The sequence below is a fragment of the Janthinobacterium sp. 75 genome (genome assembly GCF_004365495.1).
Taxonomy (GTDB): domain Bacteria; phylum Pseudomonadota; class Gammaproteobacteria; order Burkholderiales; family Burkholderiaceae_D; genus Janthinobacterium.
The window spans coordinates 1,621,104-1,646,045 of the sequence record NZ_SORD01000001.1 but is presented as its reverse complement, the minus strand read 5'-3'; the positions used below and the strand labels follow the sequence as shown (position 1 = coordinate 1,646,045).

The window sequence follows — 24,942 nt, the reverse complement described above, 5'->3', positions numbered from 1 at the left end:
TCACATACCCAAGTAGGCGCTTTGTACCTGCTCGTTAAGCAGTAACTCGGGACCGGGACCGGACAGCGTGATGGCGCCCGTCTCGATCACATAGCCCACGTCGGCGATCGACAGGGCGGCGTGCGCGTTCTGCTCGACGAGGAAGATGGTGATGCCCTGGTCGCGCAGTTCGGCCACGATGCGGAAGATTTCCGCGATCAGCAAGGGTGCCAGGCCCATGCTCGGTTCGTCGAGCAACAGCAGTTGTGGACGGCCCATCAGTGCGCGCGCCATGGCCAGCATCTGCTGCTGCCCGCCCGATAAGGTCCCGGCCAGCAGCAGCCGCTTTTCCTTCAAAATCGGGAACAGGCCATACATGCGCTCCATGTCACCCGCCACGTCCTGTGCGGGGCGTGTAAAAGCGCCCAGGCGCAGATTGTCTTCCACCGTCATGGGGCCGAACACTTGCCGCCCTTCCGGCACCTGGCAAATGCCGGCGCGCACGCGCCTGTCGGCGCTCATGCGGCTGACGTCCTGACCGGCGAAGGCGATGCTGCCGGCGCTGATCGGCTGCACGCCGGAAATCGCCCGCAGCAGGGTCGTCTTGCCGGCGCCATTGGCGCCCACCAGCGCCACCAGTTGCCCTTGGCGCACCTGCAGGTCGATGCCGTGCAGGGCCTGGATGCGGCCATAGTGGCTGGTCAAGCCCTTGATATCGAGCACCAGCGGCGTCTGAGGTTTTTCCTGATTTTTTTCGTACTTCATGCAGCCACTCCCAGATACGCCGCCACCACATCGGGATTGGCGCGCACTTCGGCGGCGGTCCCTTCGGCCAGCTTCTTGCCATAGTCGAGCACCAGGATATGGTCCGACAGGTTCATCACCAGTTTCATGTCATGCTCGACAAGCACCACCGTCACGCCCGATTGCGCCACCTTGCGTATCAAGGCTTCGATCTCGCCCGTCTCCGTATGGTTCAGGCCAGCGGCCGGTTCATCGAGCAGCAGCACCTTCGGCTTGGCCGCCAGCGCGCGGGCGATTTCCAGGCGCTTTAATGCGCCATACGACATCTGACCCGCCTCGTCGTCAATATGCCGGCCCACGCCGACAAACTCCATCAGGCCCGCCGCCTCGTCGCGGCATACCGCATCGGCACGGCGTACGGACGGCAAACGCAGCATGGAAGCGAACAGGTTCTGGTTCAGGCGCAGGTGCGCGCCCACCATCACATTGGCTATGGCCGTCATGTTCATGCACACCTGCAGATTCTGGAAGGTGCGGCTCATGCCGCGCCGCGCCAGCGCATCGGGCGGCATGGCGGCCACGTTCTCGCCATTCAGCAAAATCTCGCCCTTGGTCGGCGTGTACACGCCCGTAATCAAATTGAACAAGGTCGTCTTGCCGGCGCCATTCGGCCCGATCACGGAGTGGATATTGCCTTCCTTGACGGTGAAGCTCACGTCCTGCACCGCGTGCACTCCGCCAAAGCTCTTGCTCAGACTATTAATCGTCAGCATTTCACACCTCCTGTGCCGATGGTTTTGCCGTGCCTTCGTCGGCTTTGGGTGCCTGCGGCACCCCTGCCCGCTTGCGCGAACGGCTGGCCAGGCTGGGTACGAGACCTTTCGGCATGAAAATCATGGTCGCCATCAGGATCACGCCGAACACCACCGTTTCCCAGCCTTCAAAACTGGATAGCAGTTGCGGCAGGATCGTCAGCAGGGCCGCACCGATGATGGAACCGAAGATCGATGCCATGCCGCCCACCACCACCATCGTCACCAGCTCGATCGAGTGGAAGAAGCCGGCCAGGTTGGGGGTGATAAAACCGATGTAGTGGGCGCTGATGCTGCCTGCAATACTGGCAATGACTGCCGACAGCACGAACACGCGCACCTTGAAGCGGGTCGTGTCGACACCGACCACGCGTGCCGCCACTTCCGAGCCGTGAATCGCCTGCAGCGCGCGCCCGACGGGCGAATCGATCAGGTTCAGTGCCAGCCACGTGACCAGCAACAGCAGCACGGCGCACACCAGGTACCACGATTTTTCACCGGCGATTTCCAGGCCGGCGACACTGAAGGCGGAGACGCCGATGCCGTCCGGGCCGCCCGTCCACTGCGTTTCGTTGTTGATTACGATGGAAATGATGATGCCCAGGCCCAGGGTCGCCATGGCCAGGGTATGGCCCTTGAGCTTCAGGACGGGACGCGCCAGCAGCAGGGCCAGCAGACCCGTCGCGACGGCACCCGCCGCCAGGGCAGCTAACGGGGGCCAGCTGTAGTGCGTGGTCAGCACGGCAGACGCGTACGCACCCAGGCCATAGAAACCCGCGTGGCCCAGGCTGATCTGGCCTGTGTAGCCCATCAGGAGATTCAGGCCGATGACGACGATGGCGTTGAGCGCAATGCGGATCGCCACGTCATAGTAGAACGCGTTGGTGAGGAACAGCGGCAAGATGGCCAGCACCAGAGCCAGCACCAGCAAGCCACCGTGACGCGAGCGGGTAAAGAATGTTGGCAACCGCGTCTTCATACACGCTCCGAATTTTTAGCACCAAACAAGCCTTGCGGCAGGAAGAACAGAATCAACAGGATCAGCACGAAAGGCACGGCGTCCTTGTAGGCCGAGGAGATGTAGCCGGCCGTCATGGCTTCAGCGATGCCGAGAATGAGGCCACCGGCAATTGCACCCACGCCACCGCCAAGGCCACCAAGTACGGCGGCGACAAAACCTTTCAGACCCAGCATGATGCCCGCGTCATACGAGGTGTAGGTGATCGGTGCGACCAGAATACCGCCAGCCGCGCCCAGCAAGGCTGACAAGCCGAACGAAAACAGCAGTACCTTGCGCGTGTTGATGCCCACCAGTTGCGCGGCCAGCTTGTTGTGCGATGTGGCCAGCATGGCCTTGCCCATCAGCGTGCGGCCAAAGAACCAGCCCAGCACCAGCACGATGACGACGGTGACACCCAGCACCCACAGGCTTTGCGGCAGCAGGCTGGCGCCCAGGAATTCGATCGGCGCGTCGCCGGAAAAGGCTGGCAATGTATGCGTATCCTTGCCCAGCCAGATTTGCACCAGGCCACGCAGCACCAGCGAGGCGCCGATGGTAATGATCAGCAGGGTGATGACCTGCGCATTTTGCGCCGGTTCGATCACGGCTTTTTCCATCAACAGGCCAACCAGGCCCGTGGCGATGACGGCCAGGATGATGGCCAGCGGCAGCGGCACGCCAGCGGCGGACATCACGGCGGCCAGCATCCCGCCCAGCATGATGAATTCGCCTTGCGCGAAGTTGATCACGCCGCTGGTGTTGTAGATGATGGTGAAGCCCAGCGCCGCCAGCGCGTAGGCGGAACCGACCGTCATCCCGGAATACAGAAATTGTAAAAATTGAGCGACTTCCATGGTGTCTCCATTATGTTCGGCTATGCGCGGGCCCCCTTCGAGGACGGCCTCGCGCAGGTACTTCCGGCTTACATTATTTCGACAATTGCCATTCGCCGTTCTTCACTTCCACCATGCGGAACGCCGACAGGTCCAAGCCCATGTGGTCTTTGGCCGACATGTTGAAGACACCGGTGGTGCCCACAAAACCCTTGGTCTGTTCCAGCGCCGTACGCACTTTTTCGCGGTCCGTTCCCCCTGCGCGCTTGATGGCATCCACCGACAGGTTCAGGGCATCGAGCGCATAGCCGCCAAATGTCGACGGATCAATCTTGTAGCGCTCTTTATACGTCTTGTCGTAGCCAACCACGATGGCCTTTTGCGCGTCGCTGTCCGGCAGCATGGCGCCGATCAGCAGGGCCGGCGTTGGCAGACGCACGCCTTCGGCAGCCTTGCCCGACAGCTTCAGATACTCGTCCGATGCCACGCCGTGCGACTGATACAGCGGCAGTGCGGCCATGCCCAGCTGGCCATAGTTCTTGGTCACGACCGCAGGGCCCTGGCCCAGTCCAAAGACGAATACGGCTTGCACGCCAGCCGTGTTCTTGATGCGCGTGAGCTGCGCCGTGATGTCCGTATCTTTCGGTCCATAGGTTTCATCGGCCACCAGCGTGATGCCATATTTCGAGGCGACGATCTGCGATTCCTTGCGGCCCGAGGCGCCGAAGCCGCTCGTTTCCGACAGCAGGCCTACCTTGCTGATGCCGCGCTTTTTCATGTCTTCGAATACCTTCTCGGCAGCCATGCGGTCCGTATGCGGCGTCTTGAACACCCATTTCTTGACCGGATCGATAATGACTACAGCGCCCGCCAGCGAGATGAACGGCATGCTGGCGCGCTCCACCAGTGGCGCCATCGCCATCGTCGCACCCGTGGTGGTGCCACCAATCAGCACATCGACCTTGTCCGACTCGATCAGGCGCTTGGTAAAACCGTTGGCCTTGGCCGCGTCGCTGCCATCATCGTAGTGCACCAGTTCCAGCTTGCGTCCCAGCACACCGCCTGCCGCATTGATCTTCTCGATATACAGCTGCAGGGTTTTCAGCTCCGGATCGCCCAGAAAGGCGGCAGGTCCCGTGACGGACAGCACGGAACCGATCTTGATGTTATCGGCCGCATACGCGCCCGCAGCGGACATCGCCAGCACACCGGCGATCAGGGTTTTCTTGAAAATATTGGCAATCATTGTGGTCTCCACCAGGTTGGCACTACGGTCAATGTATTGTTGGCGCTTTTTTACAAGCCTGCGCCTTTTTTGTTTTTACTTTGTTATACGCGTTCAATTACTACAGCAATACCCTGCCCCACGCCGATGCACATGGTGCACAACGCATAGCGCCCGCCCGTGCGTTCCAGCTGGTTCAGGGCCGCCATCACCAGGCGCGCGCCCGATGCGCCCAGCGGATGGCCGATGGCAATCGCGCCGCCATTCGGGTTCACGTGGGCCGCGTCGTCAGCCAGGCCCAGGTCGCGCGTGACGGCCAGTGCCTGCGCCGCAAACGCTTCATTGAGCTCGATGACATCCATCTGCTCGATGGTCAACCCTGTCTGCGCCAGCACCTTGCGCGAGGCTGGCGAGGGTCCAAAGCCCATGATGCGCGGCGCCAGACCGGCCGTGGCCATGCCCAGCACTTTTGCGCGCGGCGTCAATTTGTATTTATCCACGGCGGCGGCGGACGCCAGCAGGATGGCGCAGGCGCCGTCGTTCAGGCCCGAGGCATTGCCGGCCGTGACCGTGCCATCCGGCTTGACCACGCCCTTGAGCTTTGCCAGCATGTCCAGCGAAGTATCGGGACGCGGATGTTCATCCATCGTCACCATCTTCGGCTCGCCTTTTTTCTGCGGCACGGCAACAGGCACGATTTCGCGCTCGAAGACGCCAGCCGCGTTAGCGGCGGCCCAGCGCTGCTGGCTGCGCAAGGCCAGCGCATCCTGGTCGGTGCGGCTGATGCCAAATTCCACGGCCACGTTTTCCGCCGTTTCCGGCATGGTATCGATGCCGTACTGCGCCTTCATCTTGCCGTTGACGAAGCGCCAGCCCAGGGTCGTGTCTTCAATTTTCGCAGCGCGCGAGAATGCGCTGTCAGCCTTGCCCATCACGAAAGGCGCGCGCGTCATGCTTTCCACGCCGCCGGCGATGATCAGTTCCGCCTCGCCCGCCTTGATGGAGCGAGCGGCCATGCCGACGGCGTCCAGGCTGGAGCCGCACAGGCGATTGATGGTATTGGCGGGTACGGAGGCAGGCAAGCCAGCCAGCAGCGCGGCCATGCGGCCGACGTTGCGGTTGTCCTCGCCCGCCTGGTTGGCGCAGCCGTAGAACACATCGTCGATGGCGGACCAGTCGACGGACGGGTTACGGGCGATCAGCGCGGCGATCGGCAGCGCGCCCAGGTCGTCCGCGCGCACGCCGGCCAGGGCACCGCCATAGCGGCCAAAGGGGGTGCGTACGGCGTCACAGATAAAAGCGTCGTTCATGTGTGTTTCCTTGTTCGGGCTATCAGGAGAAAATCTTCGGGCGCTGGTCGACCACGCGGCGGGCCTTGCCCGTCAGGGTCCGTTCGATGCCGGCGGCGGCCACCAGGCGCACGCGCGTGCTCACGCCCACATGCGTCTTGATGCGGTGTTCCAGCTCGCGCGCCAGACCTTCGGTCTCGCTGGCCGAGATGGTGGCAGTGAGATCGATACGCAGCTCGGCGATCACTTCGAGCTTGTCGAGGTGGCCGTCGCGCGTGACCACCAGCTGGTATTGCGGCGCCAGCTTCGGCATCTTCAAAATCAGCTCTTCGATCTGCGTGGGAAAGACGTTCACGCCGCGGATAATCAGCATGTCATCCGAGCGGCCCGTGATCTTGCCAATGCGGCGCATCGAGCGTGAGGTGGGCGGCAGCAAGCGGGTAAGGTCGCGGGTGCGGTAGCGGATAACGGGCAGCGCCTCCTTCGACAGCGAGGTGAAGACCAGTTCGCCCTCTTCGCCATCCGGCAGCACTTCGCCCGTTTCCGGATCGATGATCTCGGGATAAAAATGGTCTTCCCAGATGACGGGACCGTCCTTGCTTTCGATGCATTCGGAAGCCACGCCAGGCCCCATTACTTCGGACAGGCCATAGATGTCGACGGCGTCGATGCCGGCGCGCGCTTCGATTTCCGAACGCATGGCGTCGGTCCACGGCTCGGCACCGAAGATGCCCACCTTCAGTGACGATTCAGCCGGATCGAGACCCTGGCGCGTGAATTCCTCGATGATGTTGAGCATGTACGACGGCGTGACCATGATAATCGATGGCTTGAAATCCTGGATCAGTTGTACCTGCTTTTCCGTCTGGCCACCCGACATGGGGATGACGGTGCAGCCCAGGCGCTCGGCCCCATAGTGCGCACCCAGGCCGCCCGTGAACAGGCCGTAGCCGTAGGAGATATGCACCATGTCGCCCGCGCGGCCACCGCCGGCGCGGATCGAGCGCGCCACCACGTTGGCCCAGGTATCGATGTCGTTCTGCGTGTAGCCAACCACCGTTGCCTTGCCCGTGGTGCCGCTCGACGCGTGGATGCGCACAACTTGCTCGCGCGGCACGGCGAACAGGCCAAACGGGTAATTGTCACGCAAGACTTTTTTATCGGTGAACGGGAATTTCGACAAGTCGGACAGCGACTTCAGGTCGTCCGGATGCACGCCAGCTTCGTCAAAAGCGGCACGGTAATGGGGCACGTTGTCATACGCGTGCTTGAGCGTCCATTTCATGCGTTCAAGCTGCAGCGCCTGCAATTCATCCTTGCTGGCGCGCTCGATCGGCTCGAGGTCATTTGGGGAAGGCGTACGTTGGACCATCATTGTCTCCTAATTGGTTCTTTAACTTTTCAAATCAGCTGCGGCAGTTCGAAGCTGCTCTTGTAACCTCACTTGTCACCTCAGCCGCTAATGACTTCACCCGCCACACGGATCGACTTGCCGCGAAAGAGCGCGATGGCGCGCCCTTCCTGGTTGCTGACCTTGACGTCGTAGACGCCGCTCTTGCCGGCCAGCGCCTGTTCGACCGCGTGCGCCGTCAGCACGTCGCCCTCGCGGCCTGGCGCCAGGTAATCGATGGTGCAGCCGGCGCCCACGGTATTCATGTTGTAGCTGTTGCAGGCAAACGCGAAGGCGCTGTCGGCCAGGGCGAAGATGAAACCGCCGTGGCAGGTCTGGTGTCCGTTGAGCATGTCGGCGCGCACCGTCATCGTCATGCGCGCATGGCCGGGGCCCACCTCGGCCAGGGCGATGCCCATGGCAGCGGTGGCGTTGTCGCGCGACAGCATGGAAGCGGCCGCCGCTTCGGCCAATGCCTGTGCAGTCATGTTGTGATCTTCATTCGGCATGAAACGTCGCTCCAGTGGCAAGTTTGCGGCGCAGCAGCGGCGAAACACGGTAGCGGTCTTCGCCATAGCCATGCGCCAGGTGGTGCAGCACGGTCACGATGTGTTGTATGCCCACCGCATCGGCCCAGGCCAGCGGTCCGCGCGGATAGTTGACGCCCTTCTGCATGGCGATATCGGCGGCAGCCACCGTGCACACGCCCTGGTTGACAGCATCGGCTGCCTCGTTGGCCAGCATGGCGACCGTGCGCATGACAGCCAGGCCAGGCACGTCGTCCAGGCGCGTGACGATGAAACCGGCCGCCTGGAACAGGCCGACGACGGCCGCATAGGCGGCATCGCTGCACTGGTCGGCACGCGCCAAGGCGATGCGTTTTGCCCCGGCGTAATCGAGCGCCAGGTCGAACAACACCGTGTCCGGATGCTGGTTATCGTGCGCGCGCTGGGTGGCGCTGCGCCCATCGGTCAGATAAATCGCGGCGCCATGGCAATGCAGGGCGGGCGCCTCGTCGTGTGTCTGGCCTTCCTGCATCACGCGGCGGCTCACGGTGATGCCCGCCTGCTCCAGGCGCTGCACCAGGCTGCGAATGACGCCGCTGTGGCCACGGCCATCGCCGCCGATGGCCGCCGACAGGGCAACAAATTCCGGCTTCGGCTGCGCGCTTTCCGCCTGCGCCACGGGGGCCGGCGCGCCTTCGTGATACTGGTAAAAGCCACGGCCCGATTTGCGACCCAGGAAACCGGCGTTGACCATTTCCTGCTGCAGCACGGACGGCGTGAAGCGCGGGTCGTTGAAATAGGCGCCGAACACGGATTGGGTAACGGAAAAATTGACGTCGTGGCCGATCAAGTCCATCAACTCGAATGGGCCCATGCGGAAACCGCCCGCTTCGCGCAGAACCGCGTCGATGGTGGCGGGATCGCCTGCCTGCTCGCTCAGCAAACGCCAGCCTTCTGCGTAAAACGGACGGGCGACACGGTTGACGATGAAGCCGGGCGTCGATTTCGCATGCACGGGATTCTTGCCCCAGGCAATCGACGTGTCATACACGGTGGCGGCGACTTGCTCGCTGGTAGCCAGGCCACTGATCACTTCCACCAGCGCCATCAAGGGAACCGGGTTGAAGAAGTGCATGCCGACCAGGCGTTCCGGGCGGCGCAGCTTGGCGGCGATGGCTGTCACGGAAATCGACGAGGTGTTCGTCGCCAGGATGCAGTCGTCGCTGACCACGGCTTCCAGTTCGGCGAACAGGCCGCGCTTGACGTCGAGGTTTTCCACGATGGCTTCCACTACCAGCGCGGCATCTGCAACGTCGGCCAGGCTGCCGGCCGCCTGCAGGCGCGCCGTGGCGGCGGCCGCTTCGTCCACCGTCATGCGGCCCTTTTCCGCCAGCTTTGCGTACATCTTGCCAATATCGAGCAATGCCTTGCTCACAGCTTCCGCGCGCGTGTCGTACAGTTTTACCCGGTAACCGGCAGCCGCCGCCACCTGTGCGATACCGGCGCCCATGGCGCCGCTGCCGATGACGGCGACGATACTGTTGTTTGCCAATGCGGTCATATCAGTGTCCCTTGAATTGCGGTGCGCGCTTTTCCATGAAGGCTGCCACGCCTTCGCGGTAATCGTCGCTGTTACCGAGTTCGCTCATCATGCGCGCTTCCAGCGCCAGCTGCTGCGGCAGGGTATTGGCGCCGCTGGCGGCCAGCGCCTGCTTGGTGAACGCCAGGCCCTTGGTCGGCGCCGTGGAAAAGTGCACGGCCAGCTTGCGCGTTTCCTCCAGCAGTTGGGCATCCTCGACGCATTTCCAGATCAGGCCCCAGTCTTCCGCTTTTTCCGCCGTCAGTTTTTCACCGAGCATGGCCAGGCCGATGGCGCGCGCGGAACCGATCAAGCGTGGCAGGAAGAAAGTGCCGCCCGTATCGGGAATCAGGCCCAGCTTGCAGAACACTTCCACGAAACTGGCCGACTTGCCAGCGATGACGATGTCGCAGGCCAGCGCCAGGTTGGCGCCCGCGCCGGCGGCGACGCCATTGACAGCGCAAATCACGGGCATCGGCAGTGCTTTCAAGGCCAGCACCAGCGGCGCATAGTTCTTTTCCACCGACTCGCCCAGGTCCACGCCCTTCGAACCTGGTTCGACGGCGCGGTCGGACAAATCCTGGCCTGCGCAAAATCCGCGCCCCGCGCCCGTCAGCACGAAGACACGCACGGAGCCGTCGGCGTTTACTTTCGCAATCGCATCGCGTACTTCCTCGTGCATGGCCTGGGTAAAGCTGTTGAGCTTGTCGGGACGATTCAGGGTCAGCGTGGCGATGCCCTGCTCGATGGTGAAGAGGATATTCTGGTAGCTCATGGCGTCTCGTTTTTTTAATGGGTATGGCGGGGCGCGTGCCCTGCGCCGGCTTTACTCTGCCTGGTCGAAGTCGACCACGACCTTGTCGGTGAGCGGGAAACTCTGACAGCTGAGGACGAAGCCGCGCGCTACTTCATAGTCTTCCAGCGCGTAGTTGACGTCCATTTCGACCTTGCCATCGAGGATCTTGCAGCGGCAGGTCGAGCATACGCCGCCCTTGCACGAGTAGCGCATGTCGATGCCATGGCGCAGGCCCGCATCGAGGATGGATTCCTTGTCCTTGTCCATCGTGAAGGAGGTGTGGTTGCCATCCATGATGACGGTCACTTCCGTTTCCTGCACGGCGCCCGCGTCGAGCTGGGCGCGCGGCTTGTGGGCGTTTTTCGGGATGCTGGCGGCGAACAGTTCAATCTTGATGTTCTGCTTCGGCATGCCGGCCGCCTGCAGGGCGGCGGAGACGCCCAGCATCATGTCTTCCGGGCCGCAGATGAAGGCGTTGTCGTAATCTTCGACCTTGATCCAGTGCTGCAGGAATTGTTCGCATTTTTCCTGCGTGATGCGGCCATTGAACAATTCGATGTCTTGCTGCTCGCGGCTCATCACGTACACCAGGTTCAAACGCTCCAGGTACACATCCTTCAAATCCGTCAATTCTTCCTTGAAGATGACGGACGACGAAGCGCGGTTGCCGTAGAACAGGGTGAAGCGGCTCAATGGTTCCGTCAGCAGGGTCGTCTTGATGATGGAGAGAATGGGCGTGATGCCGCTGCCGGCCGCGAACGCCAGGTAGTGCTTGCGGTTGACGCAGTCGAGCGGCACGTTGAAGTGCCCCATGGGCGGCATCACCTCGATGGTGGCGCCAGCCTTCAAGGTGTCGTTCGCCCAGGTGGAAAAAGCGCCGCCCGGCGTGCGCTTGATGGCCACACGCAGAGTGCCATCCTGCACCGCAGAACAGATGGAATACGAGCGGCGCACGTCTTCCGCATTGATATTGGCGCGCAGGGTCAGGTGCTGACCCTGCTGGAAGCGGAACTGCTGCTGCAGGTCGGCTGGCACGTCGAAAGTGACGGCGATGGTGTCGCGCGTTTCATTGCGCACGTTCGCCACGGACAGCGGATAAAATTTACTCATGCTTCATCTCCAGTTTCTTCGGAACGTGTGCCTGTTTTTTTTAGTGGCACTTGAAGTAGTCAAACGGTTCGCGGCAAGCCAGGCATTTGTACAGGGCCTTGCAGGGCGTGGAGCCGAACTGGCTGGTCAGCTGCGTGTGCGCGGAACCGCAATTCGGGCAGATCACCTCCAGCGTCGGCATGGGCTGGCGCTTGACACCCCCCTTCAAGCCGCTGATGTCGATCACCTGCTGCTGCGGCGGGGCGATGCCATAGCCTTTCAGCTTGGCCTTGCCCGCCTCGCTCATCCAGTCCGTGGTCCAGGCGGGCGCCAGCTGATTCACCAGTGTCACCTTGGCCACGCCATGGCTGCGCAAGGCATCCGTGACGGCATCGGCGATTACCTGCATGGCAGGGCAGCCCGAATAGGTGGGCGTGATCGTCACGATGCACTCGTCGCTGCTGACCACGTCGACGGCGCGTACGATGCCCAGGTCCACCACCGAAATGACGGGAATTTCCGGGTCCGGCACGTCGCCCAGCCAGGCCCAGACCTGGGCGGCTTCCAGCGCTGCCGCGGGCGCGTTCATTACCACTCCGCCCCGGGATAGGCGCGCTGCAGGAATTGCATCTCGGCCAGGATGAATCCCAGGTGTTCCGTGTGCGTGCCCTGCTTGCCGCCCTTTTGCATCCAGGCGTCGGGCGCCGGCATGGTCAAGGTGGCTTCGTCGAAAATCTCGGCCACGTGTTCGAGGAAGGCCTGGCGCAACACGTCCGATGGCGGTGCGATGCCGTTGGCAAGCATGGCCTGGTCGACGGCGTCGTACTTGAACATCTCGCCCGTGTACATCCACAGCTTGTCGGCCGCCGCCTGCGTCTTGGCATGGCTGTCCGCCGTACCGTCGCCGAGACGCACGATCAGGTCACCGCTGCGGCGCAGGTGATAGGTCACTTCCTTGATCGACTTCTGCGCCACTTCGACGATGCGTGGATCACTGCATTTCGCCAGTTCCAGCAGCTGGAAGTAGTGCCAGGTATCGAAGAAGAACTGGCGCATCATGGTGTCGGCGTAATTGCCGTTCGGCTGCTCCAGCAGCAAACAATTCTTGAAGTCGTGGGCATCGCGCAAAAAGGCGATGTCATCTTCGTCGCGGCCTGCGTTTTCCAGTTCGGCCGCATAGCTGAACCACAAACGCGTCTGGCCCAGGAGGTCGAGCGCCACATTGGTCAGCGCCATGTCCTCTTCCAGCGCGGGTCCCTTGCCGCACAGCTGCGACAACTGCTGGCTGAGAATCAGGGCATTGTCGCCCAGGCGCAAGAGGTAATTGACTTTGTCATCCATTGCAAGCGCTCCCATCACAGGTTCTTGACTTCTTCCGGCATCGGGAAGAAGGTGGGATGGCGGTACACCTTGCTGTTCGACGGCTCGAACAGGGCACCCTTGTCGCCGGGGCTGCTGGCCACGATGTCGGCCGCGCGCACCACCCAGATGCTCACGCCTTCATTGCGGCGCGTGTAGACGTCGCGCGCATGGTTGACCGCCATGGTGGCGTCGGAGGCGTGCAGGCTGCCCACATGCTTGTGCGCCAGGCCGTGCTGGCTGCGGATGAAAACTTCCCACAATGGCCATTCTTTGCTCATGTTGCTCTCCCCTATCTGTCTTATGTATTTACGCTGCCGCTTTGACTGCGGCTTGTTTGTCTGCATACGCGAGCAAGGCATCGCGGAACCATGCACCGTCTTCATACGCCTTGACCCGCGTTTGCAGGCGCTCGCGGTTGCACGGGCCATTGCCCTTCAGGACATTGTTGAACTCGGACCAGTCGATTTCGCCAAATTCATAGTGGCCCGTCTCCGCATTGAACTTCAGGTCGGGATCGGGCACGGTCAAGCCCAGGTACTCGATTTGCGGCACGGTCTGGTCGACCATGCGCTGGCGCAATTCATCATTCGAGAACAGCTTGATGCGCCATTGCGCCGATTGGGCGCTGTTGACGGAGGCGGCGTCGGACGGACCGAACATCATCAAGGACGGCCACCACCAGCGGTTCAGCGCATCCTGTGCCATGGCTTTCTGTTCTGGCGTGCCCTTGCACAGTGACATCATGATGTCGTAGCCCTGGCGGGCATGGAATGATTCTTCCTTGCAGACGCGGATCATGGCACGGGCATACGGGCCATACGAGCAGCGGCAGAGGGGAATCTGGTTGATGATGGCAGAGCCGTCGACCAGCCAGCCGATGGCGCCCATGTCGGCCCACGACAGGGTGGGATAGTTAAAGATGCTGGAATACTTGGCTTTGCCCGAGTGCAAGGCAGCAAGCAGATCGTCGCGCGACACGCCCAGGGTTTCGGCAGCGCTGTACAGGTACAGGCCGTGACCCGCTTCATCCTGAATCTTCGCCAGCAGGATGGACTTGCGTTTCAAGGTCGGTGCGCGCGTGACCCAGTTACCTTCGGGCAATTGACCGACGATTTCCGAATGCGCATGCTGCGAAATCTGGCGGATCAGGGTCTTGCGGTAAGCGTCCGGCATCCAGTCCTTGGCTTCGATCTTGATACCTTCGTCGATACGCGCCTGAAAAGCGCGCTCTTCCGCCCCCATGTCATCGATGGAACGGACGTTCTTGAGGCCGGTTTCAACCATTTGTGCGTACATGATCTGTCTCCCATGTCTTGATTTTGCGCAGCAATGCGGTGCGATGAACAGATAATACGATACAAAAAACGATTTGCATACACTTGATGTGAGTCATTTTAAAAATTCGTATCTTGTGCGGCTTTTTTGTGCGTATGATATTGCTGATGAGAAAACACTGCGAAGTGCCACCAGCGCTTCCTGCAAATTATTGACGCGCTACCCGCGCAGCCAAGTAAACTGCTGCTTTTATTGAATCGACCGCAACACGGCCAGACCGGAACCACATGAAGAACACCCGCTGCACGGCATGGATAGCCGATTTCCTGGAAAGCGACCCACCGCGCTCGAAGTCCCTGGTGATGACCATTTTTGGCGACGCCATCGTGCCGCGCGGCGGCGCCATCTGGCTGGGCAGTCTGATCGACCTGCTGGCACCATTTGGCGTAAATGACCGCCTGCTGCGCACCAGCGTGTTCCGCCTGGCGCAGGAGGGCTGGCTCAGCTCGCAGCGCGACGGCCGCCGTAGCGCCTATACGATACGCCCGGAGGCGCTGGTCCGCTTTGAGCGCGCTTATCGCCGCATCTATGCGCCACTGGTCGTGCACTGGGATGGAAGCTGGACCCTGGTGATCGGGCCGGCCGGAAGCATCGGCGCCGCCGAGCGGGGGGCGCTGCGCAAGGAATTATTGTGGGCTGGCTATGGATTGATCTCTCCCGGCATCTTTGGCCATCCGGCCAGCAACTCGGAGGCGCTGGAAGACATCCTCGTGCGCAACGACGTACAAGGCAAGCTGTATGTCTGCCACACTACGGAGTTGCCGGATGTCAGCACACGGCCCCTGCGCGACATGGTGGGAGAATGCTGGGACTTGTCGGAAGTGATGGCCGGCTACGAAAAATTCATCGCCAGCTTCCAGCCGCTACTGACCCTGCTACAAGAAGAGCCCGTGTTCGATGCCGAGCAAGCCTTCGTCATCCGCTCGCTGTTGACGCACGCCTACCGCCGCGTGCAGTTACACGATCCGCAACTGCCCGTCGAACTGCTGCCCGAACCGTGGCCCGGCACGCAAGCCTATGCGCTGGCGCGCGACCTGTACCGCCTCACCTATGCGGCGGCCGAAGACCATATCCTGGCCACATTACGGCGCGAGGATGAGCACGCGCCAGACGTGGAGCCCTGGTTCTACGAACGTTTCGGCGGCCTGAACACCTGACAAAACGTCCATGGCGGCGTTGCAGGGCCTGGGCGTACGTTCGTACTGCCTGCGGCCCCGCGCCTTGCCCTGAACATTTTTCAGGCGTTCAGCAAGCGTCGTTATCAAACTTTCATTGCTTGGCGACGACCTGCTTGGCCCCCGCCAACAAGTCCTGCCCCAGCTTTTCCAGCGCATTGGCCTGCACCAGCATGGTGTCGAGAATGGCGGCATTGAAGGTGAATTCGGCCGGTGTCGTATAGCCGGGAAAACGCAGAATGCGCAGCAATTCCTGCAAGGTCGTTCCCTTGCCCAGGTGCGCCAGGGCGTCGCTGAGGGCGCTGACTTTCTTTTCCAGTTCGCGTAAATGTTTGCCGTTGTCATCCATGATGCTCTCCCCGTGTTGGAGCTTCCACCTTAGCAAAGTACATCCGTCATCGTTTGCGCCAGCACAAAGGCCACCGCAAAACAGGTATCATCGCGCCATTGCACACGATGCAAAACCCATACGTTTTTATCAGGAACACTCATGACCATTAAAATCAGCCAGCAATTCGACGCCGGCGCGATCGAGGTGCTGCGCGCCGACGATGCCCAATCCATCGAGCTGAACATCCGCAAGGATTCCCACGCCGACATCACGCAGTGGTTTTATTTCCGCCTGCAGGGCGCGCAAGGCGAAGCGTGCACGATCCGCTTCATGAATGCAGGCAAGTCGGCTTACCCGGACGGCTGGAAAGACTACCAGGCCGTGGCCAGTTATGACCGCGAAACCTGGTTCCGCGTGCCAACCAGCTTTGACGGCACGGTGATGACCATCGAACACACGCCGGAAGAAGAAAGCGTGTATTACGCCTACTTCGAACCGTACCCATGGGACCGCCACCTGGCCCTGATCGACAGTGCGCAAGCGTCGCCGCTGGTACGCTTGATCGACCTGGGCAGCACCGTGGAAGGCCGTGACATGAATCTGCTGGTGGTCGGCGACGCCGATGCCGAGAAAAAAGTCTGGGTCATCGCGCGCCAGCATCCAGGTGAAACGATGGCCGAATGGTTTGTCGAAGGCATGCTTGAAGCATTGCTGGACCAGGCCAATCCCTTTGCCCGCCAGTGCCTGCAAGATGCCGTCTTCTACGTGGTGCCGAACATGAACCCGGACGGTTCCGTGCATGGCAACCTGCGCACCAACGCGGCCGGCGCCAACCTGAACCGCGAATGGATGACGCCGACGATGGAACGCAGCCCGGAAGTGTTCCTGGTGAAACAGAAAATGCATGAAATCGGCTGCGATCTGTTCCTCGACGTGCATGGCGACGAAGGCTTGCCTTACGTCTTCGTCGCCGGCAGCGATGCGCTGGAGAATTTCACGCCAGCACAAAAAGCCGAGCAAGACCGCTTCATCGCCGACTTCAAGGTGGCCAGTCCCGACTTCCAGGATGAGCACGGCTATGAAGACGGCCCGTTCACGCCGGAAGTGCTGACCATGGGTTCGCCCCACATCACGCACGCCTTCGGTTGCCTGTCGCTGACCCTGGAATTGCCGTTCAAGGACAATGCCAACGATCCCGACGCGCAAACGGGTTGGAGCGGCGCGCGCAGCGCCGCCCTGGGCGCCGCCGTCTTGCAGCCTATTCTGGCCAGCCTGCGCGCCTGAGCGCTTGCAGCGAACCGGCCCGCAAGGGCTGGCGTCCTGCCTGTTTGACACCATGCCCCGCACGCCGGGGTATTTTTATGCCAGCGCGCAACGCGCGGCTTGCGTTGCGGATAAAACGTATTTTTATACGAACGTCTTGCCTGTTGGAAATTATCGTTCTACACTCAATCATCAAATCGGAGCATGCCGGCATGCGTGCTCCTGCAACAATAATTTGCCGGATGACAAGGCACCCTCTCCTCCCCGGCATGCACGCCCACGGCATCTGCGTGGCATCACGGCCCCATACCTGCCGAGCTAGCTTTCAGTACCACAACGTTTCCGTATCAGCAGCACCTCCCATGAGGCCGGCGCTGACCTGACCACACGATGTTTGTCTTTAGCTCAGGATGGATTGCATATGTCGAATCTCAAAATCAGTACCCGCCTGGGCCTCAGTTTCGGCTTGATCATCGTCCTGCTTGCCATGGTGGCCTTTGTTTCCGTCAGCCGCATCCGCAACATCAATGCATCGACGGATAAAATCCTCAATGACCGCTATGTCAAGGTCATGCTGTCAAATACGATCCAGTCCGAGATCAATATCCAGGCCCGCCTGCTAAGCAATGCCATCATCGGCGCCAACGATGCAGACGAAGTCAGCAGTGCCCTGGGCAAGATTCAGGCGTCGGCAAAAAAGAACGTGGAACTGCTGGCGCGCCTGAAAATCCTGATCAACACGCCCAAGGGCCAGGAACTGTTCCAGGCCGTGATGACCAGCCGCGAAAGCTATGCCAGGACGCGCGATGCGAATATCAAACTGTTGCAAGAGGGCAAAACCGAAACGGCAGGCATCTTCCTGCTGACGCAGCTGCGCTATCCACAAGAGAAATTCTTGACGGCGCTGGCGGCCATGGCCGGCTTCCAGGAGTCGCTGATGGCAGCCGAAGGCAAGCAAGCCCTCGTCGACGGGCGCCTGGCCATCATCCTGACCCTGTCCCTGTCCCTTGCCGCGACGGCGATCGCCATTGCGCTGGCCATCCTGATCAGCCGCTCCATCAGCCGGCCCATCGGCGAAGCCGTCAAGGTGGCCCAACGGGTCGCGTCCGGCGACTTGTCGGGCAGCATCGACGCGCGCGGCACCGATGAAACAGGCATGCTGCTGCGCGCCCTGAAAGAGATGAACGACAATTTGCAAGGCATCGTGGCCCGCGTGCGCCATGGCACGGATGCCATCGCCCATGGCTCGCGTGAAATCGCCTCCGGCAATATGGACTTGTCTTCGCGCACGGAGCAGCAAGCCAGTTCACTGGAAGAAACGGCATCGTCGATGGAAGAATTGACGTCGACCGTCAAGCAGAATGGCGAAAACGCACGCCAGGCCAACCAGATGGCGCAATCGGCCTCCAGCGTGGCCAGCAAAGGCGGCCAGGTGGTGGCGAAAGTGATCACGACCATGGAGTCGATCAATGCCTCGTCGAAGAAAATCGTCGACATCATCAGCGTCATCGACGGCATTGCCTTCCAGACCAATATCCTGGCCCTGAACGCGGCAGTGGAAGCGGCCAGGGCGGGAGAACAGGGCCGAGGCTTTGCCGTGGTGGCCACGGAAGTGCGCAACCTGGCTCACCGCTCAGCCTCCGCCGCCAAGGAAATCAAGATCCTCATCGACGATTCCGTACACCAGGTCAATCTGGGCAGCACCCTGGTGAACCAGGCGGGCAGTACCATGGAAGAGATCGTCAGCAGCGTGCGGCGCGTCACGGACATCATGGCCGAGATCACCTCCGCCAGCAACGAGCAGGAAACGGGCATCGAGCAGATCAACCAGGCCATCACGGAAATGGATGCCGTGACACAGCAAAATGCCGCCCTCGTGGAAGAAGCGGCGGCCGCGTCCGAAGCGCTGCAGGAGCAGGCCGGCATCCTGGCCGAAGCCGTCAGCGTGTTCAAGCTCGACGGCATGCAAGCGCTGCCGCCGGTTCAGGTTCCAGCCATCCGCACGCCAGCAAAGCCTGCCGCCGGACCACGCGTCACGGCCACTGCCGCACCCATCAGGAAAGCAGGCAAGGCGGTCGCACTGGCCGCGGTCGCCGAGACCGAGTGGGAAGAGTACTGAGACCATCTCAAACCAAACTCAGCCCTTGGCCAGCTGGCGCAGGGCATCGACCAGCTTGTCCAGGTGCGCCTCGGGCGTAAAGATGCCCGGCGTGACGCGCACGCATGCGCCGCTGGCCAGGCCGTCGCGCGGCACGGCAAAGATGCCGTGTTCCTGCACCAGCTTTTTCGACAGGGCATAACTGTCGGCCACGCTGGTCTTGCCTTGTAACCGAAACGAGGCGATGGCGCTCGTCAGGCGCGGATCGGATGACGCCAGCACGTCGATGCCATCGATGCCACGTGCCGCTTCGACCCAGCGATTGCGCAGCAGCCGTAGCCGCGCCTGCTTGTTGGCCACACCTATGTGCGCGTGCAAGTCCAGCGCCGTCGGCAGACTCAGGTAGGCGGCGAAATTCACCGTGCCCGTATGCACGCGGGTGCGGATATCGTCGCCCGCCTTCTCCCCCCGCAGTTCCCCCATGTACGGATCGATATCGGCCAACCTGCCCCGCTTGATGTAGGCCGCGCCCACGCCCACGGGCGCGCCTATCCATTTGTGCAAGTTGATGCCGGCAAAGTCCGCCTGCAAATCGGGGATCGTCATGTCCAGCTGGCCAAAGCCATGCGCCGTGTCGACGATCACATCAATGCCCCGTGCGCGCGCCAGGCGGCTGATCTCGGCCACGGGCAAGACCATGCCGTTGCGGTGATTGACATGTGTGAGCAGCATCAATTTCAGCTTCGGATGACGTTCCATGGCGGCAACATAGGCAGCAACCACATTGTCATGCGTAAATGGTTCCGGGATGGCAATCGATACCACCTGGGCGCCGCGCCGTTGCTGCAGCCAGCGCGTGACGGTGATCATGTTGTCGTAATCGATATCTGCGAATAGCACCGCATCGCCCGGCTGCAAGCGGTTGTAGCCGGCGATCAAGACTTGCAGCGCTTCCGTGGCGCCCCGCGTCAACACGATTTCATCGATACCCACGCCCAGCGCCATGGCTGCCGCCGCGCGGGCCGCCTCAAAATCGGCCGGAAAGCGCATGCGCGCATACCAGGCGTTGTCGCGGTTGACCATGGTCAATTGCTGCTCGTAATGACGCAGCACGGGCCTGGCCATCGAGCCCCAGAAGGCATTGTCCAGTTGCACGATGGCATCGGTGGTGTCGTATTGCGCGGCCACGGCCTGCCAATAAGCCTGGTTGCCGGCCAGGGATTCCGGCGTGGTGCCGGCTGGCACCGCTGGCAATGGCGGCAAGGGTGGAGACAGGGCGGCGGACGCTGCCGCAGCCGATCCGGCGCCCACCGTCAAGGGCAGCGCCACCGCCAGCGAACCGGCGCGCAACAAGGCGCGGCGTTGTGGATTCATCATCATCCCCCCTTAAAATTTCACTTTGTACTCGACGTACAGATTACGGCCGTCCGTGTCGTACGGCGCATTGCGCGAATAGATCAGACCGCGGCTGGCCTGGAAGCTTGCTTCATCAGGATACTTGTCCAGCACGTTGTCGATACCCACGCGCACCGACTGCTTGTCGCTGATCTTGTAGCTGGCCGCCAGGTCGAGAAATTGCATGGCGCCAAAACGCTGGAAGATATCGCCCGTCGCGTTGCCGGAATTGTCCGTCCACGCACCGTAGTAGCGTACGCGGGCCAGGGTATTCCAGTTGCCCAGGTCATAGTTGCCGCTGATGGTGGCTTTCTGGCGCGGCAGGCGCTCTTCAAACACTTGCCGCTGGGCCGGATTAGTCACCAGGCTGGACTTGCCGCCGTCGACCTTGGTGGTGTTGTAGTTGTAGGCCAAGGTCAGGTTCAGCTTGCCGTCGCCGATACGGCTCAGGTGGCTGCCGACGATATCGATGCCGCGCGTGGTGGTGTCGAAGTCGTTCGTGAAATAGCTGACCGAGGTGTAACGCAAGGGGTTGGCCACGCCAGCGGGAACGGCAAACGAAGCGGACGTGCTGAAGCGGTCGCTGACCTTGATGTCATACACGTCGACGGAACCGGAAAAGCCGGCCGGCGTCTTCCATGTGAAGCCCAGGGACAGGTTTTTCGATTTTTCCGGCTTCAGCGCCTGGGCACCGAGCAGGATGGCCAGTGGGTCGTTATTGGCCAGGCGGCCGCTGGTAAACAACAGCAGGGTCTTGGTGTCGAGGCCTTGATTCGTGCTGTTGGTATTCGACTGGCCGGGCGTTGGCGCACGAAAACCCGTCGAGTAGGAGCCGCGCAGGGCCAGGTCTTCACTCAGTGCATAGCGGGCCGATAACTTGCCATTGACGGTGCTGCCGAATTCAGAGAAATGTTCGTAGCGGGCGGCGCCGCCCAGGCTCAGGGCCTTGGTGAGGGGCACTTCCACGTCCAGGTAGGCTGCATAGCTGTCCTGGCCCCAGCTGCCAGCCTGGCGGTCGCTGAAACCCGGTGCGCCGTTGGCGTTCGCGTCCAGGCCGATGGCGGCGCCCGGCCCGACCGTCCAGGACGCCGCATCGCCCGCCTTCACCCCATACGTTTCATTACGCGCTTCGGCGCCGAATGCGATATTGACCGGCTGCGGCAAGGACGCCACCGGTAATTCATAGTTGAAGTTGGCGTTGAGAATCTTTTCCGCCTGCGACAACTGGCCCAGGTAGAACGACGTCGGGCTGCCCGGCCCCATTGAGGCGTTGATGGAATTGGCCAAGTTATAGTCGATGCGGTTGCGGCCGTAGGAAGCACTCACATCCCAGCCGAAGCGCTCGTTGAAGTGACCGCGCACGCCGGCCACCAGCTGTAAGTCATCCTGGTCGTTCGAATAGCTGGGGCTGAAGCCGAGCGCATACACACTACGCAAATCCCAGCCGGGGAACAGGCTGCTGGTTTTATACGCGCCCGTGCTGGTGTCGGGATTCCTCCAATTAAAGTCCGAGGTGCCGTCGCTGCGGCTGAACAGGCCGAAACCGTACAGTTCCATCGTGTCGGACAGCGCCATGCTCGCATTGAAGCCGATGCGCTTGCTATCGAGCTCAGGCTGGCCCCAACGCTGCACGGGATTGGGGACCTTCAGTTCCGGATGGGCATTCTGGAAAGCGATGGCGTCGGCTCGCTGGCGCGTGCGCGAGGTGGGGTCGGACTGGGCCAGCGCGCCGAAAATCGTCGCCTTGCCCGTCTCGCCAAACGCAAAGCCCGTCTTCAGGTTGAGCTCATTACCTTTGCCATCGCCTTCCGAATATTGAGAATGGTGCACGGACATCTCCGTACCGGGCGTGTCGTCAAGAATGATGTTGATCACGCCGGCAATCGCGTCGGAGCCGTACTGGGCCGAGGCGCCGTCGCGCAGTACTTCGATGCGCTTGATAGCGGACACGGGAATCTGCGCCAGATCCGGCGCCTGCGCGCCGCGCGCGCCCAGCAGAGCGCTGCGGTGGAAGCGCTTGCCGTTAATCAGCACCAGAGTCTGGTCCGGCGACAGGCCGCGCAAGGTAGCGGGACGCACGAACACTTGCCCATCGGCCATCGGCAAGCGCTGCACCACGTACGAGGGTACGAGTTGCGCCAGTACATCGTTCAAGTCCGACGATTCGACGGCGCCGATATCTTCGCGGTTGAACACATCCACGGGCGCCATGGTATCGAACTGCGTGCGATTGCTGCCGCGCGTGCCGGTGACGATCACGGCTTGCGGTACCTCAAGGGTATCGCTGGCAGCAGCTGGTGCGGCGGACGCATCGCCAAGGGCTTGCGCCTGGTTGACGAACAGGGTGTTCATGGCACACAACAGGGCCACCGCGCGGGCGATGCGGGTACGGGAGTAGGTCATGGAGAGTTCACTATGCAGGTTGGATCAACAACGACGCGTTACTGCAAGACTCGCATCTTGCATGAAATATCACGAAGTTCGGCTTACTTACATTAAAAGCATCTAAATTGCGCAAATAACGTCAGATGGCGCCATCATACGAAGCGAATATTTCCGCCGTATGACGATCAAACCGCTGCAAAAAAAACACAGGGACAAGAAAAAAGGCGCCAGCGGCGCCTTTTGATCAAGAAAAATACATCCGTTCAACCGCCCGCCACCACCATGCTCTCGATGAGGATGGAACCCGTCTCCTTGGTGCCGCGGCGCAGCACATCGGCGCCTACGGCGACGATGTTGCGCAGCATGTCCTTCATGTTGCCGGCGATGGTGATTTCTTCCACCGGGTATTGAATCACGCCATTTTCCACCCAGAAACCGGACGCGCCGCGCGAATAGTCGCCCGTCACGTAATTGGTTCCTTGTCCCATCAGTTCCGTCACCAGCAAACCCGTGCCCAGCTTTTTCAGCATGGCACTAAGATCGTCTGTGGCGGCCGTCTGGCTGGACGTCAGGTACAGATTGTGCGAGCCGCCCGCGTTACCCGTGGTCTGCATGCCCAGCTTGCGGGCCGTGTAAGTCGACAGGAAATAGCCTTGCACCACGCCATTCTTGACGACATCGCGGCTGACGGTCTTCACGCCCTCTTCGTCGAACGGGGCCGAACCGACGCCGCCGATCACATGCGGGTCTTCAAAGATCTGCACATGATCCGGCAATACTTGCGTACCCAGGCAATCGTTGAGGAACGTGGATTTGCGGTACAGGGCGCCGCCCGAGGTCGCTTGCACATAGGTACCCAGCAAGCCGGCCGCCAACGGCGCCTCGAACAGGACGGCACAGGTGCGCGTGCCCAGTTTGCGCGCGTTCAGGCGCGACAGGGCGCGCTCGGCGGCGTAGCGGCCGATGGCTTCCGGACTCGACATTTTGGAGGCGTCGCGCACGGACGAATACCAGTCGTCGCGCTGCATCTTCGCCCCCTTGCCGGCGATGGGCGCCACGGACAGGGTGTGGCGAGAGAATGGGTAGCCGCCGATGAAGCCGCGCGAATTGGCAGAGACAAAGTGCGATTGCTGCACGTGCACGCCCGCGCCTTCGCTATTCGTGATGCGCGGGTCGACGGCAAACGCGGCCGCCTCGGCCCGCTGGGCCAGCACGACGGCTTCCTCGGCGGAAATCAACCAGGGATAGAACAGTTGCAAGTCGCGTGGGGACATTTCCAGCATGTCGGCGTCGGCCAGGCCGGCGCAATCGTCTTCGGCCGTGAAACGGGCGATGTTGTAGGCGGCGTCCACCGTGGCGCGCAAGGCGGACGGCGAAAAATCGGAGGTGCTGGCATTGCCGCGCTTCTTGCCGACAAACACGGTCACGCCCATGCCCTTATCCTTGTTTTGCTCGATCGTCTCGATCTTGCCTTTTCGGACAGAAACGGACAAGCCGCCGCCTTCGCTGACTTCGACGGCTGCGTCGGTGCCGCCCGCTTCCCGCGCAAAAGACAACACATCACGGGCTAGTTGCTGCAATTGCTCTTGACTATGGGTAAATACGGAGTCGTTCATGCGCTGTTTTCTTCGGAAAGCCGCTAAAAAGGTTATCATAGCAGTCGTTTACAGTTTACAGGTGCGGCCTACGCGGCCAATCCCGCCTTATCATGCCAAATCCAAACCGGGGAGCTTGCGGCTTCCAATCTACCGAATTCGAACAGGAATATGAACGTCCTTCGAAGTCGGAACTCAAGCGCCAGATGACCGTCCTGCAAAAGCTGGGCGAAGAACTCGTCAATGAAGCACGTGATCGCGTCAAGCGCGTCCCGATGCCGGAAGACGTGCGCGACGCCATTCTCGAATGCCAGCAGATCAAGGATCACGAAGGCCGCCGCCGCCAGCTGCAATATGTGGGCAAGAAGATGCGCACCCTCGATGAAGAAGAAGTTGCCGCCATCCAACGTACCATCGATAGCTGGAAAGGCTTGTCGAAAGCCGACACGGCCAATATGCACGCGATGGAACGCCGCCGCGACAAACTCTTGACGGATGACAAGGCGCTGACCGTCTTGCTGTCGGAAAACCCGGAACTGGACGTGCAACACCTGCGCACCCTGATCCGCAATGCCCGCAAGGAGCAAGCCGAGAACAAGCCGCCTAAAGCCTACCGTGAAATCTTCCAGATCTTGAAAGAGATCGCCAAGAAGAAAAACAGCGGCAAGAAAGATGCCGACGAAGATGACGTTGAAGGCGAAGACGACGAGTAAAAAACTGGGGTCAGACCCGGCGGGTCTGACCCCGAAAGTAGCTAAAAA

Annotated in this window: 23 protein-coding genes; 4 read left to right on the top strand and 19 right to left on the bottom strand. The window is 61.3% G+C overall.

Annotation, left to right across the window (positions count from 1 at the left end; translation table 11 throughout):
• From C8C89_RS07550 to paaA, 15 genes are all read right to left on the bottom strand, one after another.
• Nucleotides 1-744 (bottom strand): ABC transporter ATP-binding protein, encoded by a 744-nt coding sequence (locus C8C89_RS07550; RefSeq protein WP_133989256.1) that lies wholly within the window; start codon nucleotides 742-744, stop codon nucleotides 1-3.
• Complete coding sequence (locus tag C8C89_RS07545) at nucleotides 741-1,496, bottom strand: ABC transporter ATP-binding protein (protein ID WP_101482843.1); 756 nt, start codon at nucleotides 1,494-1,496, stop codon at nucleotides 741-743. The genes C8C89_RS07550 and C8C89_RS07545 overlap by 4 nt, the downstream gene beginning before the upstream one ends.
• Nucleotide 1,497: 1 nt before the next feature.
• Nucleotides 1,498-2,514, bottom strand: a complete 1,017-nt coding sequence (locus C8C89_RS07540; protein ID WP_101482844.1) for a branched-chain amino acid ABC transporter permease — start codon at nucleotides 2,512-2,514, stop codon at nucleotides 1,498-1,500.
• A complete protein-coding gene (locus C8C89_RS07535; RefSeq protein WP_101482845.1) occupies nucleotides 2,511-3,389 on the bottom strand; it encodes a branched-chain amino acid ABC transporter permease in 879 nt (292 codons plus the stop codon). Before C8C89_RS07535 ends, C8C89_RS07540 begins: the two co-directional genes overlap by 4 nt.
• 73 nt (nucleotides 3,390-3,462) lie before the next feature.
• Nucleotides 3,463-4,614: an ABC transporter substrate-binding protein gene (locus C8C89_RS07530; RefSeq protein ID WP_101482846.1), complete on the bottom strand. Its 1,152-nt coding sequence runs from the start codon at nucleotides 4,612-4,614 to the stop codon at nucleotides 3,463-3,465.
• 83 nt (nucleotides 4,615-4,697) lie between these two features.
• A complete protein-coding gene (gene pcaF / locus C8C89_RS07525; protein WP_101482847.1) occupies nucleotides 4,698-5,903 on the bottom strand; it encodes a 3-oxoadipyl-CoA thiolase in 1,206 nt (401 codons plus the stop codon).
• A 22-nt stretch (nucleotides 5,904-5,925) separates the two neighbouring features.
• Nucleotides 5,926-7,254, bottom strand: a complete 1,329-nt coding sequence (gene paaK, locus C8C89_RS07520) for a phenylacetate--CoA ligase PaaK (RefSeq protein ID WP_101484734.1) — start codon at nucleotides 7,252-7,254, stop codon at nucleotides 5,926-5,928.
• Between the two features lie 80 nt (nucleotides 7,255-7,334).
• Nucleotides 7,335-7,781, bottom strand: a complete 447-nt coding sequence (paaI, locus tag C8C89_RS07515) for a hydroxyphenylacetyl-CoA thioesterase PaaI (RefSeq protein ID WP_101482848.1) — start codon at nucleotides 7,779-7,781, stop codon at nucleotides 7,335-7,337.
• Entirely contained in the window at nucleotides 7,771-9,339 is a 1,569-nt protein-coding gene (paaH, locus tag C8C89_RS07510) for a 3-hydroxyacyl-CoA dehydrogenase PaaH (RefSeq protein ID WP_133989255.1), read from the bottom strand. The genes paaI and paaH overlap by 11 nt, the downstream gene beginning before the upstream one ends.
• A 1-nt stretch (nucleotide 9,340) precedes the next feature.
• Nucleotides 9,341-10,132 (bottom strand): 2-(1,2-epoxy-1,2-dihydrophenyl)acetyl-CoA isomerase PaaG, encoded by a 792-nt coding sequence (gene paaG, locus C8C89_RS07505; RefSeq protein ID WP_101482850.1) that lies wholly within the window; start codon nucleotides 10,130-10,132, stop codon nucleotides 9,341-9,343.
• Between the two features lie 51 nt (nucleotides 10,133-10,183).
• Nucleotides 10,184-11,263, bottom strand: a complete 1,080-nt coding sequence (paaE, locus tag C8C89_RS07500) for a 1,2-phenylacetyl-CoA epoxidase subunit PaaE (protein WP_101482851.1) — start codon at nucleotides 11,261-11,263, stop codon at nucleotides 10,184-10,186.
• Nucleotides 11,264-11,303: 40 nt separating this feature from the next.
• A complete protein-coding gene (gene paaD / locus C8C89_RS07495; protein WP_101482852.1) occupies nucleotides 11,304-11,831 on the bottom strand; it encodes a 1,2-phenylacetyl-CoA epoxidase subunit PaaD in 528 nt (175 codons plus the stop codon).
• The gene (paaC, locus tag C8C89_RS07490; RefSeq protein ID WP_279587381.1) at nucleotides 11,831-12,598 is read right to left on the bottom strand and encodes a 1,2-phenylacetyl-CoA epoxidase subunit PaaC; all 768 of its coding nucleotides are present in this window, start codon (nucleotides 12,596-12,598) and stop codon (nucleotides 11,831-11,833) included. Before paaC ends, paaD begins: the two co-directional genes overlap by 1 nt.
• The gene (gene paaB / locus C8C89_RS07485) at nucleotides 12,598-12,882 is read right to left on the bottom strand and encodes a 1,2-phenylacetyl-CoA epoxidase subunit PaaB (protein ID WP_034746356.1); all 285 of its coding nucleotides are present in this window, start codon (nucleotides 12,880-12,882) and stop codon (nucleotides 12,598-12,600) included. Before paaB ends, paaC begins: the two co-directional genes overlap by 1 nt.
• 28 nt (nucleotides 12,883-12,910) lie before the next feature.
• Entirely contained in the window at nucleotides 12,911-13,900 is a 990-nt protein-coding gene (paaA, locus tag C8C89_RS07480) for a 1,2-phenylacetyl-CoA epoxidase subunit PaaA (RefSeq protein ID WP_101482854.1), read from the bottom strand.
• A 266-nt stretch (nucleotides 13,901-14,166) separates the two neighbouring features.
• On the opposite strand from paaA, the gene paaX reads away from it, so the two are divergent.
• Nucleotides 14,167-15,096 (top strand): phenylacetic acid degradation operon negative regulatory protein PaaX, encoded by a 930-nt coding sequence (gene paaX, locus C8C89_RS07475; RefSeq protein WP_101482855.1) that lies wholly within the window; start codon nucleotides 14,167-14,169, stop codon nucleotides 15,094-15,096.
• Nucleotides 15,097-15,208: 112 nt separating this feature from the next.
• On the opposite strand, the gene C8C89_RS07470 is transcribed toward paaX, so the two are convergent.
• A complete protein-coding gene (locus tag C8C89_RS07470) occupies nucleotides 15,209-15,463 on the bottom strand; it encodes a hypothetical protein (protein WP_133989253.1) in 255 nt (84 codons plus the stop codon).
• 141 nt (nucleotides 15,464-15,604) lie between these two features.
• Between C8C89_RS07470 and C8C89_RS07465 the strand changes: the two genes are divergently transcribed.
• Complete coding sequence (locus tag C8C89_RS07465; protein ID WP_101482857.1) at nucleotides 15,605-16,729, top strand: M14-type cytosolic carboxypeptidase; 1,125 nt, start codon at nucleotides 15,605-15,607, stop codon at nucleotides 16,727-16,729.
• Nucleotides 16,730-17,129: 400 nt separating this feature from the next.
• Complete coding sequence (locus C8C89_RS27495) at nucleotides 17,130-18,827, top strand: methyl-accepting chemotaxis protein (protein WP_133989252.1); 1,698 nt, start codon at nucleotides 17,130-17,132, stop codon at nucleotides 18,825-18,827.
• A gap of 18 nt (nucleotides 18,828-18,845) precedes the next feature.
• Here the strand turns inward: C8C89_RS27495 and C8C89_RS07455 are convergent, their stop codons facing one another.
• The 3 genes from C8C89_RS07455 to pmbA all read right to left on the bottom strand — a co-directional run bounded on the left by C8C89_RS07455 (nucleotide 18,846) and on the right by pmbA (nucleotide 24,202).
• Nucleotides 18,846-20,183, bottom strand: a complete 1,338-nt coding sequence (locus C8C89_RS07455; RefSeq protein ID WP_208327684.1) for an aminotransferase class V-fold PLP-dependent enzyme — start codon at nucleotides 20,181-20,183, stop codon at nucleotides 18,846-18,848.
• A gap of 9 nt (nucleotides 20,184-20,192) precedes the next feature.
• The gene (locus C8C89_RS07450) at nucleotides 20,193-22,604 is read right to left on the bottom strand and encodes a TonB-dependent receptor (RefSeq protein ID WP_208327683.1); all 2,412 of its coding nucleotides are present in this window, start codon (nucleotides 22,602-22,604) and stop codon (nucleotides 20,193-20,195) included.
• Between the two features lie 245 nt (nucleotides 22,605-22,849).
• Complete coding sequence (gene pmbA, locus C8C89_RS07445) at nucleotides 22,850-24,202, bottom strand: metalloprotease PmbA (RefSeq protein WP_133989251.1); 1,353 nt, start codon at nucleotides 24,200-24,202, stop codon at nucleotides 22,850-22,852.
• 92 nt (nucleotides 24,203-24,294) lie between these two features.
• Between pmbA and yjgA the strand changes: the two genes are divergently transcribed.
• Nucleotides 24,295-24,894: a ribosome biogenesis factor YjgA gene (gene yjgA / locus C8C89_RS07440; protein WP_101482860.1), complete on the top strand. Its 600-nt coding sequence runs from the start codon at nucleotides 24,295-24,297 to the stop codon at nucleotides 24,892-24,894.
• Nucleotides 24,895-24,942 lie beyond the last annotated feature (48 nt).